The 13,570-nt window shown below is 37.5% G+C and carries 14 protein-coding genes and 1 pseudogene; 3 read left to right on the top strand and 12 right to left on the bottom strand.

What is annotated here, in order from left to right; genetic code table 11:
* Nucleotides 1–14 precede the first annotated feature (14 nt).
* Nucleotides 15–206: pseudogene (locus tag AC3CAU_RS00975) on the bottom strand (IS3 family transposase); the annotation flags it as partial.
* A 180-nt stretch (nt 207–386) separates the two neighbouring features.
* Here AC3CAU_RS00975 and xseA point away from each other — a divergent pair.
* Together xseA and xseB are read left to right on the top strand one after the other, a co-directional pair.
* Nucleotides 387–1,649 (top strand): exodeoxyribonuclease VII large subunit, encoded by a 1,263-nt coding sequence (xseA, locus tag AC3CAU_RS00970; protein ID WP_424619623.1) that lies wholly within the window; start codon nt 387–389, stop codon nt 1,647–1,649.
* Nucleotides 1,642–1,836, top strand: coding sequence for an exodeoxyribonuclease VII small subunit (xseB, locus tag AC3CAU_RS00965; RefSeq protein ID WP_131215375.1), 195 nt, complete (start codon nt 1,642–1,644; stop codon nt 1,834–1,836). Before xseA ends, xseB begins: the two co-directional genes overlap by 8 nt.
* A 338-nt stretch (nt 1,837–2,174) precedes the next feature.
* On the opposite strand, the gene AC3CAU_RS00960 is transcribed toward xseB, so the two are convergent.
* The 6 genes from AC3CAU_RS00960 to AC3CAU_RS00935 form a co-directional block, all read right to left on the bottom strand.
* On the bottom strand, nt 2,175–2,384 hold the full coding sequence (locus AC3CAU_RS00960) for a hypothetical protein (protein WP_131215379.1): 210 nt from the start codon (nt 2,382–2,384) through the stop codon (nt 2,175–2,177).
* A 293-nt stretch (nt 2,385–2,677) separates the two neighbouring features.
* Nucleotides 2,678–3,349, bottom strand: a complete 672-nt coding sequence (locus AC3CAU_RS00955; protein WP_131215381.1) for a glycosyltransferase family 2 protein — start codon at nt 3,347–3,349, stop codon at nt 2,678–2,680.
* Complete coding sequence (locus AC3CAU_RS00950) at nt 3,346–3,945, bottom strand: class I SAM-dependent DNA methyltransferase (RefSeq protein ID WP_447053081.1); 600 nt, start codon at nt 3,943–3,945, stop codon at nt 3,346–3,348. Before AC3CAU_RS00950 ends, AC3CAU_RS00955 begins: the two co-directional genes overlap by 4 nt.
* Nucleotides 3,938–4,720, bottom strand: coding sequence for a PIG-L deacetylase family protein (locus AC3CAU_RS00945; RefSeq protein WP_447053080.1), 783 nt, complete (start codon nt 4,718–4,720; stop codon nt 3,938–3,940). The genes AC3CAU_RS00950 and AC3CAU_RS00945 overlap by 8 nt, the downstream gene beginning before the upstream one ends.
* Complete coding sequence (locus AC3CAU_RS00940) at nt 4,708–5,736, bottom strand: acyl-CoA dehydrogenase (RefSeq protein WP_447053079.1); 1,029 nt, start codon at nt 5,734–5,736, stop codon at nt 4,708–4,710. The genes AC3CAU_RS00945 and AC3CAU_RS00940 overlap by 13 nt, the downstream gene beginning before the upstream one ends.
* A 221-nt stretch (nt 5,737–5,957) precedes the next feature.
* Entirely contained in the window at nt 5,958–7,121 is a 1,164-nt protein-coding gene (locus AC3CAU_RS00935) for a zinc-dependent alcohol dehydrogenase (RefSeq protein ID WP_131215389.1), read from the bottom strand.
* A 998-nt stretch (nt 7,122–8,119) separates the two neighbouring features.
* Here AC3CAU_RS00935 and AC3CAU_RS00930 point away from each other — a divergent pair.
* Nucleotides 8,120–9,307, top strand: a complete 1,188-nt coding sequence (locus tag AC3CAU_RS00930; protein ID WP_447053078.1) for a catalase family protein — start codon at nt 8,120–8,122, stop codon at nt 9,305–9,307.
* Nucleotides 9,308–9,493: 186 nt separating this feature from the next.
* On the opposite strand, the gene AC3CAU_RS00925 is transcribed toward AC3CAU_RS00930, so the two are convergent.
* The 5 genes from AC3CAU_RS00925 to AC3CAU_RS00905 all read right to left on the bottom strand — a co-directional run bounded on the left by AC3CAU_RS00925 (nt 9,494) and on the right by AC3CAU_RS00905 (nt 13,348).
* Nucleotides 9,494–9,718, bottom strand: a complete 225-nt coding sequence (locus AC3CAU_RS00925) for a hypothetical protein (protein ID WP_447053077.1) — start codon at nt 9,716–9,718, stop codon at nt 9,494–9,496.
* Nucleotides 9,719–10,009: 291 nt separating this feature from the next.
* Nucleotides 10,010–10,231, bottom strand: coding sequence for a hypothetical protein (locus AC3CAU_RS00920; protein WP_447053076.1), 222 nt, complete (start codon nt 10,229–10,231; stop codon nt 10,010–10,012).
* 389 nt (nt 10,232–10,620) lie between these two features.
* Complete coding sequence (locus AC3CAU_RS00915) at nt 10,621–10,890, bottom strand: hypothetical protein (RefSeq protein WP_131215398.1); 270 nt, start codon at nt 10,888–10,890, stop codon at nt 10,621–10,623.
* Nucleotides 10,891–11,060: 170 nt separating this feature from the next.
* A complete protein-coding gene (locus AC3CAU_RS00910; RefSeq protein WP_447053075.1) occupies nt 11,061–11,495 on the bottom strand; it encodes an I78 family peptidase inhibitor in 435 nt (144 codons plus the stop codon).
* A 581-nt stretch (nt 11,496–12,076) separates the two neighbouring features.
* Nucleotides 12,077–13,348 (bottom strand): MFS transporter, encoded by a 1,272-nt coding sequence (locus AC3CAU_RS00905; protein WP_447053074.1) that lies wholly within the window; start codon nt 13,346–13,348, stop codon nt 12,077–12,079.
* Nucleotides 13,349–13,570 lie beyond the last annotated feature (222 nt).

The raw sequence follows: 13,570 nt of genomic DNA, 5'->3' as shown, positions 1-13,570 counted from the left end.
CACATAAGGCAGTCTCATTTTAAAGCTGCCTCAAATGCTTCCAGGTTCATACCATCGAGATGCGAATAACGCCTAATTCGATTGTAGAGCATTTCGGTATAATCAAATACATCTGCACGGACCATTTCTCGTGTTTTACAGATCCGCTTTTTAATTCTTTCCTTCTTTAAACTTCTAAAAAAGGACTCTGCAATGGCATTGTCTAATGAGCAATTTACTGTACAAGGCCTCGACAACTTATGCGGGGAATTAAGTTACGCTTAGAGTGGTGACACTCCAATTTAGTTTTTGTGTAAACCGAATGCAGAGTTAAGCAAGTTCAATTGCCTTTGAACGATCAGTTCGATACTATTTTTATAATTATACTTTGCAAGCATATTTATTCTATGTCCATATCCCAGCTTTCATTAAGTGAATACTTATCTGCGGTAAAGGAAGTTATCCGTATCACTTTTAATGAGCCGGTGTGGGTGAAAGCAGAGATTCGTAATCTCAGTATCAAAGGTGGTCATTATTATTTAGAGCTTGCAGAAAAAGAACAAGATACCGATAAAGTCATTGCCAGCTGTAAGGCCACGATCTGGAAATTTTCAGCGGCCAAAATGGTTTTAAAGTTTGAGCGTGAAAGTGGAATTGAGCTAGCGAGAGATTTAAATGTTCTTATAAAAGTGAAAGCCACTTTCAGTCCTCAGTATGGTTTTTCAGTCAATATAGAAGATATAGATTCCAGTTATACCTTGGGTGATATTGCTAAACGTTATCAGCAAATATTAGAGCGCCTTCGCTTAGAAGGCTTAGCCAATAAAAATAGCTTACTCCCTACTCCTTTCGATATTCAGAATGTTCTGGTAATTGCTCCTGAAAATGCTGCAGGTTTAGGTGACTTTAAAAAAGATGCCGATGCTTTAAATCAAGCGGGTGTATGTCACTTCGTATATCACACGGCGACTTTCCAGGGAAATACAGCAGCGGTCAGTATGATTGAATCTTTAGCAAATGGTTTGGGTCAATGGGCGACAGATTTCCATTCTGCTCCTGATTTGATTGTGATCATTCGGGGCGGCGGTGCTGTAAATGATTTAGCGTATTTGAATGACTACCCTTTAGCAGCTTTCCTATGTAAATGCTCAGTTCCAATATGGGTAGGCATTGGTCATGAAAAAGATCGGACTATTTTAGATGAAGTCGCTCACCGTTCTTTTGATACGCCTAGCAAAGTAATTGGGGGAATTCGAAATCTGATTGTGGAACGTGCTCAAGACGTACTAGATTTTCTGCAAACCATTAAGCTTTTATCCCATCACCAAATCGCGGCCTATCAAAGTCAAAATGATCAGTACCTTAAAGTGATTAAGACGCTTGCCCAAAATCAAATTAATACGACTAAGCACACACTTGAGTTAATGAAAAGCAATAATCAGTATTTCGCGCAACAACAAATTAAAATGGCATCCACCCAGGTTGAATCATTGATGCGGGAAACCCTATTACAGAACCCAAGAAATGTAATGGCCAAAGGGTACGGTATTGTCCGCAGTCAAGGAAAAGCTATTCGTTCGATTCAACAGATCTCCGGTGAGAGCATCCAGGTAGAATTACAGGATGGTATTATTAACGCCAATGTTAAAGAGGTGATCGACCATGACTAAAAAAGAATTAACCTTTAAACAAGGTTATGAAGTTCTTAAAAAGAATGCAGAACTGCTTGAGTCTCAGGAAGAACCGGATATTGATAATTTGATGAAAATTGTTGAACAATCTATGATTGCATACAAAGCCTGTAAATCACGGGTAGATGCAGTGCAACAAGCTCTGAACGAGACGTTTAAAGATTGATTCATCCGCTGTCTTTCCAGTTGTTAGATTCGTATTTGAATTAAATATTTTCAGGTGTCTTGTTAAGGTTTTAATCTTTGGGAAAAGAATCAAGCAAGAATTTTAGAACCTTCGCAATTGTCTTTCTCTGCGTAATAGGCCTAATATCTCTTTTCGCTGGATAATCTGATCATCAGTAAATGGTAAGTTGATTCTCAGCTCTGCAAAGGTGAGCGAATGGTTCTCAATCAGATAACCATCCTGCTCTGTGGTCCAGCTGGTTGTGGCTACTTCAAGTGGTTTTCTGGTTCGTCTATTCATTTATAAAATTATAGAACATCCACTACCGATTAGACAATTTAAACAATTATTTCCCAAATAATAGAATTTTCTTCGGCTTCATAAAACCCTACCACTTCATTAGTGTCATCCATTTGCGGAATAAAATGATTGTTATGCATATCATAATAACCGGCATGGTCTTGTGCCTTAGCTAAGGTGACTTGATCACCGAGAACTTTATTAATCGTTCTTTCTTCACCGGAATTTGGATTTTTAATTTTGATCATATCTATTTTAACTCTCTCTCTAAGTTTCTATCATAAGGAATCTAAAGTGAATGTATAACTTACTTTGTTAGCTTCAATGTAAATGTATAGTTGATTTTTGATATTTACATTTTTCCCTTTTATTGAAAACCAGACTGCTATTACTCAAATCAATTTTGGAATCAGGTTTTTAAATACATTATATTTTAAATATTTACCTGATATAAAAGCCAATATATCCTTCATTTTTTTTATTATTCTTAATCTATTAAATCTCTAATTTTATAATTTATAAAAATATTTGTACCTCAAAATTATTCAACTGCCCTGCTTGTTATTTCTAACTGATGTAAAAAACTGGAAAACCCTTCTGGAGCACGAGCATTTAAACGGCTACTTGTCTTAACGCGTACTAAATTAGTCCAGATGATTTTTAAATTCAGGTTCCGCATTCGCTGGATTAAGTCAACGTCTTCATGACAGCATAATGCTTTAAATCCACCTGTTTGGAGATAGGCAGTTGAACTAAAACTTAGGTTGGCTCCATGAATATGGGTATGATTCATAACATCCTGATAATGCGCCAAGTATTTTTTGCGAGTAAGAATAGAAAAATTGCGCCAGCTATCGACTTCTACCACACCACAAATTGCATCTGCAGGTTGATGATTGAGTTGTTGTAAAAGCCATTGGATATCCACACAGGTATCGGCATCAGTACATGCAATCCAGGTAGCGCCTGAATTAATAAGGTGACGCACACCTAAATCACGTGCTTTACCTACGCATCCAAAATTGCACTGTAAATAGTCTACTCCTGCATTTTGGACAATGTCTAACGATTGATCATTACAGTTGTCTAATACCACCAGTACACGGACTTCCCGGCTCAAAGTAGGCAAAGCCTGTATTGCTAACCGTATATAATGTAAACACTTTTCCAAGTATTGTTGTTCATTACACGCTGGAATTACAATCCCAATCATATCAAGCCCTCTTTGAAAGCCAATGTGGTTGTTTCTTTATTCCATAAATCAATTATAAAATCAGGATCGTTGACATTCAAATAATGCTGTAAATGAAAATGCTGCTTTAATAAATGATGAACTTTTTCACCTGTCAATACAAATCCATCAATCGGATAACGCCAATGACAACATAAGACTACCCCTTGTGAGGTTAAACTGTTTTCAACTTTTTCTATTAACCTGGATAATTCCTCTGGTTTAAGATAATACATAATTTCACTAATGATAATCAGATCAAATGATCCTGCAGGAAATTGGTCAGGAATGCGCTGCTGGATAACTTGTACGTGAGATAAGTTTTCAAGACGTGTCTTTGCTAACTGTATCGCTTTAGAATTAGCATCCAGACAGATTAATTGCTTCGCTCTTTGAGCCAGGTGCTGACTAAAAACACCGTTAGAACAGCCAATTTCCAATACCTTTGAATAGACAGGTTTTAACAGCAAGGCCAAGCAAATTTGCCGTTTACGCTCTTCATACCAACGCTGTTCATACTCCCAAGGGTCATCACTTTTTTTATAAAGTTCACCAAAATAATCAGTTTGATCAAGCACAAATATATACCTCGCAATGCAATAAAATTCGTTGAATAGTCTGCTTGGATAAAATAGGCGCTTGTCCTGTACTTGTATCGATTTCCAGCTGGCTTTTAAAACACAAGATTGCCTTATTTTTATATTGTAATTGTTGTGGGGTGAGTTCCAGCTTTAAAGCCTTTTCCCAAGGAATACGGCGATCATCTGGAGTGGCCCAATGCCATGCCCAGATCAGCACTTGATAACAGCTTAAGTAAGCTTCATTTGTCAATTGTTGTACCACTCGTCCTGTGGCTTCATGATCAGGATGCCCATCTTTATCAAAGGTGCATACCAGGATATCATCGGGACAGATCAATTCTGTTAAAGCTTGATAAAGCCTGTCTTGCTGAGCAGTAATTTCGCCGTCCATCAAGTTTAAAGCAATACGTTTAACTGTATGGTTTACACCTAATACTTTAAGCGCACTATGAGTTTCAGCAGGCCGTATTGTATTTAATTGATCAGGTGTATAAAGCAATGAGTCTGGATGGCTCTGAGTTCCGTTGGTGACGGCTACAAGTACAATGTCACGTTTAAGCTCAGCAAGTTGTTGTAATAATCCTGCACAACCTAGAATCTCGTCATCCGGGTGTGGCGCGATGATAAGGACACGCTTTCCTTCAGGAAAACAGGTAACGAGATCTAACTGCTTTAAAGACTCAAGTCCCGACCAGTCTTGCCATTCTTGGTAACTTGTCCCTTCTCCATAAATAATGCGATCTTCCACCTCATTGTCTTTTATAACATCCATGTAGCACCTTTATTTTTCTGGAGTACAAGCTTTGCAATTTGTTCTAAATCAAATGCTGCATGACTCTGTCTTAAAAAGACCGGCAAGTCTGCTGCCAAAGCTGCAAAGGTTCTATTTTCACAGAACGGTCGCGCACCGAGTGCCTTACCTACTTGGTCTAAAACCAGCTGTGCCGTTTGCTCAACTTTGGCACGTAATATTCGGATAATAAGTTCATGGCTTTGCTTAGGATACTGATCAATCTGATTTGCAACATGATGAAAATATTGTTTCGTTGTAAAGAGTAAAGTACTAACTTCTCCCAGATACATCAAACGGTAAGCATGCGGCTTCGTTTGACATGCCTGATATAAAAAATCGGCCAGACGTGCTGCTGCCCCAAACCAGCAGGCTGCGACTCCAGCTGCACCGTGCCAAAAACCGGGTCTTTCTAAATAGGCATTTGACTGACCAACCGCTTTAGCACTCACCTGATCAAAAGATAAAGAGGCAGTGCGTGTATGTTGCATTCCAACGGCGTTCCAACCGTCATGTTTGATTTGAATATTTGGCTGACTCATATCGACAATGATTAACTGTGAATGATTGTGCTCATCGCGGTAGGTAAGCAGACCATAATCAACGAGTCCTGCACCCGAACACCAGTTTTTCTGACCTGAACAAAGAGCTTGTTTAAAATGAATGGGAGGTGTACTTCCTTCCGCCGCCCATACTGCCCAAAGTCCAGTATTGACCGGACTATAATTTAATTCATTTAAAATGCTCAGTGCATCCAGATGTGATTCAAACCATTTGGCTAAATTTAAATTAGTGGATCCCACTTTTGCCAATATCTTCCATCTTACTAATGTTTCTCCCTCTCCCGGATGAGGAATATCAGGTACAAACATGATGAGTTTTTTAATGGTATTTTCTAAATTTTGATCAATATCAGTTTCATTCTGTTCGAATTCAAACAAAACTTTATTTAAACTCAAGGATATTTCTCCTTTTATTTTATTGCTATACGCATTCATTCATACACCATGAATAGGGGGTTATAATTGAATTTTATTTCTGTTACATTTCAATCAATCTTAAATGGGTTAATTATTTGAATTATAGTAATTTTGTATAGTAATGATATGAAACTCTTAAAGCAAAACAGTAGCGCCATTTAGAATGACACTACTGTTGAAGATAATTTACTTTTATATGATTCATTTAAGAATCTTAATGCAGCTATGAGGGTGTCAAATTAAGGCGTTAAGATCACTTTACGGCATTCCTGTTCACGTTTATCAAAGATACGATAACCTTCAGCCGCTTCTGACAAATTCAGACGATGAGTGATAATGACTTCGGGCGATAAGTCGCCGTTTTCAATATACTCTAAAAGTTGAGGCAAGAATTTATGCACATGCGTTTGACCCATTTTGAAAGTAAGACCTTTATCAAAGGCATCTCCAAACAGAAATCCGTGAATGGGACCTGCATACACACCCGGAACACTCACCACACCACCACGACGCACCGCGGCTATACATTGACGTAGTGCTGCCCCGCTTGAACCTTCAATTTTAAGATTGGTCAGCACAGTTTCAATCATGCTTCCTTTGGCTTCAAAACCAATCGCATCAATAACTGCATCTACACCGCGTTGACCAGCAGTATTACTGATAATAAATTCAGCCGCATCGACCTTGTCAAAATTTACAGGAATTGCCCCATAGGTGTTGCGAGCATACTCCAAGCGATAATGATTATGATCGACCATAAAGATCTGTTCAGCACCTAACATTTGTGCACATGCAGCGGATAGCAACCCCACAGGACCTGCTCCATAAATGGCGACGCTGGAACCTTTACCAATATTTGCATTGGTCACCGCTTGCCAGGCAGTGGGTAAAATATCTGTCAGGAATAATACTTTTTCATCGGATAATGAGCCTGGTACCTTAAAAGGTCCTACATTTCCCTTTGGCACCCGTACATACTCCGCCTGTCCACCCGGTATACCTCCATATAAATGACTATATCCAAACAGTGCTGCACCTGGGGGAATCTGTTTCTTATTTAAAATAGCTCCTCGCCCTGTGTTGGTCTTTTCACACGCTGCAGTCAAATCATGTTCGCAGAAAAAACAGTGACCACAGGCAATAACAAATGGAATAATCACTCGATCACCTTTTTTGACTTCGGTGACCTGCGGCCCTACTTCTTCGACAATTCCCATAAATTCATGCCCGAAGATATCCCCTTCTTCAGTTGCAGGAATTTTACCGCGATAAAGATGCAGGTCTGAACCACAGATAGCCGTCGCAGTGACCCGCAAAATGACATCATCAGGTTCCTGAATCACTGGATCTGGAACAGACTCGACTCGAACATCGCGAGTACCATGATAAGTTAGAGCACGCATAATGATTTCCTCTACTATTTGAGTTTTAAATGACATATTTCAGGCTAAATAAATTTTTTTAAATTTTACGGCGGATATTTTGGTAATAAATGATGCTTCTTTAAACTTAGGGCTAAAAAGACAATTGTTCATGTCCAAAATTGTATAAAATATAACGTTTGAGTTATTTAATTGTGTGTTTGAGGTATCTATAAATAATAAGTTTTAGAGTTTATTCCTCTCGTTTATACAAAATTATCGCCTAATATCAGGATGGTTTTAACTAATTTTTCTCTATTTATAATTTATTGCCTGAGTCAAAAATGAATACCCTATAGCCTTTTCTAAACTGATAAAGCTTAATAGGGTAGCCTCTCTTTTACGCTTTGCATTTCCGTAAGTCCCGAATTATCTTATTATAATTATTATGTGATTTTTCAATTTCTCTAATGCGAAGTTCGTTTTAAAATATGAGCAATAAATAATATCGAAAATTTCTTTTTTGTAAGCGACTACCTGCAAATATGAAGATTTCTTCTCTTATATAGATGAGTCACTACAAGTGAGCGATCAATAATTTAAATAATACGAATTAAGTGGAAAATCTAAGTTTTAACTTGCAACAATCAGAATAGGCATATCTTTCTCAATTTATGTTTCATATTCTTATTCTAATAAGAAATAAGAAGTCCAAAAAACATAAAACAATAATTATAAGTATTGAGTAGAAAGTAAGTGGGTGACAAGAGTTATAGCAAACCGTATATAAAGAAGCCCTGACAGGACATCGGAGCTGCTTTTATTAGTAGGGTACTTTTTTATAAATCCCAAAAAGGTATCTTGCAAGATATCTATAAAGTTAGTTTCTATTCATATCGTACATTGTGGCTAAATGAGTCAAAAAAATGTCATAGATATTATAGTCATTTAGTGTATTAAATAAGCTCAAGGCTTTTAAAATTCTGAGCGCAAAAAAATAATATAATTTTGCTGTTATCGTTGCAGCAAGGAGAAAATCGATGCCAACTATAATCCGGCCGATACACTTTACCCTACTGTTCACTCTGGCACCTCTAGTGGTGATGATCAGCGGTTGCTCTGCTACGCAACCTCAAAATCCCACTCTTACAACGCTGAACACTCCTAATCGTATTGCTTATCCCAGCATTGATCCTGGTCTAAGTGAAAATCTGTATCCTCATGAAGCGGCAATAGCCGAAAAAATCTCGGAGGTAATTGAAAAATCGATCCGTAAACAATATTCCGCGGGCACGGCCCTTCGTGATGCACATCCGAAAGCTCATGGATGTGTACGAGCAGAGTTTCATGTGAGGGAAACGCTTCCTCATTATCTTGCACAGGGGATTTTTATTCCGGGTAAAACCTATCAGGCATGGATTCGTTTCTCGAATGGTTCCCGTGATGCAACGAAAGCAGACATTAAAAGAGATGCAAGAGGGATGGCAATCAAAATTTTAGGTGTACCGGGAGAAAAACTCTTAGAGGATGAGGCCACCACACAAGACTTCATTATGATCAATCATCCAGTATTCTTCGCTAATGATCCTGAGCGCTATATGGCATTGATGCAAGATATAAATAGCGATAATTTTTTTAGAAAGCTGCATATTCCTTTCGCACTGGGTGCTAAAGGAACTCTGATTGCCTTAAACCTCAATACCCGAATTTCAAATCCCCTGCAAACCCGATATTGGTCTATGGTTCCTTACCAGCTAGGACTAGGTTCTGATCGTCGTGCGGTAAAATATTCTGCTAGGGCTTGCTCGACAGTAACAGACCCCATACCAGAAAAACCGAGTCATGATTTTCTGCGAGATGCCCTACGAAATAGCCTGCAAAAGGGCGATGCCTGTATGGAGTTTCTGGTACAACCCAGAACATCAGATATGTTACCCATCGAAGATTCAATGACCGAATGGAAAGAAACGCAGGCACCCTTTTATCAGGTCGCAACTATTCGTATTCCTGAGCAGGTTTTTGATACACCTGATCAGAATAAATTTTGTGAAAATCTTTCTTTCACCCCATGGCACTCTTTACCTGAACATAAACCCCTCGGAGCAGTGAACCGACTGCGTAAAGTGATCTATGATCGGATCAGTCGAGTCAGACATGAGATGAATTCGGCTAACAGGAACGATTTCCCAAGCAATGATTCATCGGAGCCTATTAACTCAGTTAAGTGATCCTTATCATGAATATATAGCGAAAATTCAGGTTTGAGGAGTAGATTAATTGCTCACCCTTTCAAATCTAAGTACTCGTACAATTTTATGAGGTATGCTTCGTTCTCTTGAGCATTTAGATTAATGGGTAGATATGGTCTATTCATAAAATTTACCCCTAAAAAACCTCCCGCAGGAGGCTGGTTATTATTCTATTATTTCTATAATTAAGATTAATCTCTGACCCAAAGCAAAACGCATATTAGGCATCACCGAATGTCTAGGCATTTTGCCATAGGGATGTTTAGAGGAACGCAAATAATTTCCCTCTTGATCATGATAAAAATAATTTAAAGTCCCCATGCTCGTATCTTCTTCAGCATCGAGTTCTATCAGTTCACCTGTATTTCGATCTCTAGCAATAATTTTCATTCTAATGCCTTATATTATGGAGTAGGCTCTATAACTTATCATGATGAATGAATACAATTTCATCTGCGAACTTAACCCATACTGATCCTTACATAAGAAAAGAAAAAACCGCCCATAACTCGTATGTGGCGGGGTTTATGGGCCGTAGCAGATTCGGCTATAGCGGGAGAAAATCATATTTTGTCTAGGTTTTTTCCACATTTTCGGCACACTTTGATCATCTTGCCCGTGTCATCCTGTTCATACTCATACGCGTGCCAACAACATAACTCTCTTAAAAATTGCATTAAATTAATACTCCACAGTAATCACAAATGTATTCTCGCCCTCTAAATGAGTTTGAAAATTAAAAGCGTGTTTTCGGCAGTATTCTTCCAATTCTAAAATTGCACCCTTCTCGATAGAATCTAAAGGTTTTTTCAACCGAACGGGGTTTTGCTCTCGTTTAGCAATAGCATTGTGAAGTTCAGTAAATAATTCTTCAAATGTTAATAGCGAAGTGGATACAGTCATTTTGGTCACCATTGATTACCAAAAATACAATTACAACCCAAATACAAAATTATAAAGGCATGATAATAAATCATAAGTATTTGTTTTATATTATTAATTATATCTGTAATCTTCACCAAGTCGCTTCCGACACTCAATTTCATCAAAGTATTCATAGGCATGGAGATAAAATCATTTACGTAGAAATTAGCGCATTTAAATTTTTTTAAAAAAATAGAATTTTAGGCAAAATAAAATCTACTTAATTGGTAAATTAGTCGAATTTATCTACTTGATTTATTTTTTCTCTATCTTCGAATAACTGAACTAAAGAAGCTCCCCCTTGCTAAGGAAGCTTCCTCTTGTCATTTGAAATGATTAAAGGGATATTGTTAAAATAAATTAAATCCTTATCGATGTAATTGTTTATATACCCATGCCAGAAACTCATTTTTATGCCGTATAGGAGGCGCTAAATTAATATTGATTATTTGTCGGCTGCCAAATTTACCAATAATTTTAGAAGGTGAATCTAGCCTTATCTCCGATTTTTGATCTTGCTGTATTTCTGAAAAAAATTCTAATAATAGATCTAACTCTCCCTTGGTTTTAAAGTTCGGTTTCTCAGCAATAAAGTTATAAACTTGCTGCAACATCTGAAAATTAATGGCACTTTTCATTTTTTATTGCTCCAGCAAACTTATTCATTAAATAATATACACCCGAAGAATTTCAAAAATATTCACTGCATTTGTTAGCTGATTGTTCACATTTAGTTATAAAAAAAGCCCGTCTTTCGATGAGCTTTTAAGTTCTTCTTTTTACTTCAATAACTTTATTTTAAGAAAAATTAACCACAGTTGGCTTGGGTAATTTTCTTAGTAACTGGATCAATCGTCACTGTAATTCGATTTGCACGGTAATCCATAGTTACTGGCTGTCCAGGCGCTATTCTACGAATAAATTCAGATTGAGTTTTTTGTTTAATCTGAGCATCCGTTAAACCCGTTTGCCCTACCAAAACTTTCGCTTCTTCTGCTAAGCATTCTTTTGAACTATCTCGGAAATATTTCCACTCTTCAATAACTTGACTATTTGGCAAATGGCAATAACCTACCTGACCGTTCGTCTCATTTTTGATTTCTAATTTTCCACCTTGGTTAATACAATATTCACTCGCAGGATTAGCTGTACCTAATTTTGGTGCAACAGTATCTGTGTTGTGTACAGTTGAACAGGCTGCAAGTGAGGAAATCATAAAGCCTAGTAACACTATCTTTTTCATGATTTTGAATTCTTAGTAAAATTTAAAGATATCAAAAATAGGAATATTATCAATATTGTTATTTGAGGCAACCCCCTCTACTTCAAGCTTAATCAATTCTCATTTGAATTCTTTTCAAAAATTTGTTTTATAATTATCTTTATATCCCAACTGCTTATAGCATTTACTTTTTTCAAATAAGAATTATAGATATTTCTATAATCTTTTTATTATTAAGGCTAATAAATCATAAAAAAGCTTTTTTATTTTAAAAAAATCTTAGAAAAAGGTTTCTAATCTAGTACCTACTTAGGTAAAGTTTATTCATAATAACTCTAACAAATTGGCTAAACAGCATTATTTGAATATCTTCCTCGAATGCTAAACGCTATAGAAACTATAAGAATTTTATTCGGTTGCTCCTAATTTTAATCATATGGTCTAAATGTGATGCCGTGTGATAACTTTAATTTACCTTTTAAATAAAGTTAATAATGGGCTAAAAAATATTAAAATCGAGAATGAAACTGTAGATCAAAAGTAAAAAGCGTACAGTAAAAAATGAGCCTATAAAAGCTCATTTTTCTTCTTTATAGCTTTTATTATGCCTTTTGTGGGTCATATTGACGGTCTTTGATAAAGATCCCGGATACCGCACCACATAGGAAATAAGCACCACCCATAATCAAGAAACCGAGGCCAATTGATCCGCCACTTGCAGCAGCACCGATAATCGCAGGTGCGAACATAGCGCCAATACGTCCGGCATTATATGCACCACCGACCGCAGTACCGCGAATAGAAGTCGCGAAACTTTCAGTCATATAAGTAGCATTGATGGCATAAGGAATACCATAAAGGAAACCGAAGAAAATCAGCAAATAGGCAATATTGTCCGGCGTATTAAATAACACAATGATGGGTAAAAAGATCGCCGTTCCAATGGCGCCAAACGCAAATACAAAGCGTCGTCCTAGGCGGTCTGCGGCAAAACCCGCCAAAATTTTACCGAAAATCATGGCGACATAAGTACCTATCATATAACCAGCCATAGATTTAAAGTTCATATGTAATTCAGATTCTAAATAAGCTGGCATCCAGTTGTTTACGCCATAGTAGCCAAACTGTAAAAAACCTGCCGTAAAAATCCATAGAATGAACATTCTGCGATTTTGGGGGTCTGCAAAAATTTCTTTTGCCGTACTCTTTTTAACTTCCTGCTTTTGAGTCGTTTGTGTCGGTGCATATAAACGCTCTAGCCTTGCACGCTGCCAAGATTCTGGTTCTGGCACCAGTTTCTGGATAAAAATGGCCATAACAGACGGAATAATCGCGACAAAGAACAGCATACGCCAGCCGTAGTCTGGAATAATCCATCCAGCAAGCAAGGTTGCCACAATATAACCCACGGTCCATCCCGCTTGTAATGTTCCTAATACCGTGGTTCTGTATTCTGTTGGGACATACTCCGCCATCAATGTATTTGCTGCAATATAAAGAGAACCAATACCGAATGCCGACAGAAAGCGTAATATCGCGAATTGTTCAAAATTTTGGGTAAAGCCCAGTGCTGCGGTTAAAATTGAAAAAATAAGAATAGAAATGACCACAGTACGAACACGACCTAAGCGGTCGCAGGCCCATCCTCCAATAAAACCACCGATAGCCATACCACCAAGGGTAAAACTTCCAAGCGTTCCTGCCTGCAAATTGGTCAAACCAAATTCAGCTTTCAGACTGTTTAAACTAAAAGACAGCAACAGCATGTCTGCGCCATCGACCAATAAGGCTAAAAAAGCAAATACAAAAGCAATTTGCTGTGTCCTTTTGGTGGTGGGCTTAATTTTTTCTAACGCTCTCATTAAATCCGTCATGGGTTAATATCCTTGTTGTTCCCTATCCCGTGTTTATTGTCCAGTTTGCATATAACTCAACCATTATCTGGATGAATGCTTTTTTACTATGTATATATCCATAGTTCAGATCGTTCACTCACAGCTCCTGTTTTTCTAATGATTCTTTAGCGATGGTCTTGATCCCATCTTGATTTGAATAATTACTCTAAAGCTGATTTAGGGTAATCAAGATATCGTGAA

This window comes from Acinetobacter sp. GG23, from assembly GCF_057766365.1.
This window is presented reverse-complemented; position numbering and strand designations above follow the sequence as displayed.

What these genes read in the sequence shown, in the direction of transcription:
- xseA (WP_424619623.1), top strand. Translation starts at nt 387, where the DNA reads ATGTCCATATCCCAGCTTTCATTAAGTGAATACTTATCTGCGGTAAAG.
- AC3CAU_RS00910 (WP_447053075.1), bottom strand. Translation starts at nt 11,495, where the DNA reads ATGAAAAAGATAGTGTTACTAGGCTTTATGATTTCCTCACTTGCAGCC.
- AC3CAU_RS00940 (WP_447053079.1), bottom strand. Translation starts at nt 5,736, where the DNA reads ATGAATGCGTATAGCAATAAAATAAAAGGAGAAATATCCTTGAGTTTA.
- AC3CAU_RS00925 (WP_447053077.1), bottom strand. Translation starts at nt 9,718, where the DNA reads ATGAAAATTATTGCTAGAGATCGAAATACAGGTGAACTGATAGAACTC.
- xseB (WP_131215375.1), top strand. Translation starts at nt 1,642, where the DNA reads ATGACTAAAAAAGAATTAACCTTTAAACAAGGTTATGAAGTTCTTAAA.
- AC3CAU_RS00905 (WP_447053074.1), bottom strand. Translation starts at nt 13,348, where the DNA reads ATGACGGATTTAATGAGAGCGTTAGAAAAAATTAAGCCCACCACCAAA.
- AC3CAU_RS00955 (WP_131215381.1), bottom strand. Translation starts at nt 3,349, where the DNA reads ATGATTGGGATTGTAATTCCAGCGTGTAATGAACAACAATACTTGGAA.
- AC3CAU_RS00945 (WP_447053080.1), bottom strand. Translation starts at nt 4,720, where the DNA reads ATGGATGTTATAAAAGACAATGAGGTGGAAGATCGCATTATTTATGGA.
- AC3CAU_RS00915 (WP_131215398.1), bottom strand. Translation starts at nt 10,890, where the DNA reads ATGAAAAGTGCCATTAATTTTCAGATGTTGCAGCAAGTTTATAACTTT.
- AC3CAU_RS00930 (WP_447053078.1), top strand. Translation starts at nt 8,120, where the DNA reads ATGCCAACTATAATCCGGCCGATACACTTTACCCTACTGTTCACTCTG.
- AC3CAU_RS00935 (WP_131215389.1), bottom strand. Translation starts at nt 7,121, where the DNA reads ATGCGTGCTCTAACTTATCATGGTACTCGCGATGTTCGAGTCGAGTCT.
- AC3CAU_RS00920 (WP_447053076.1), bottom strand. Translation starts at nt 10,231, where the DNA reads ATGACTGTATCCACTTCGCTATTAACATTTGAAGAATTATTTACTGAA.
- AC3CAU_RS00960 (WP_131215379.1), bottom strand. Translation starts at nt 2,384, where the DNA reads ATGATCAAAATTAAAAATCCAAATTCCGGTGAAGAAAGAACGATTAAT.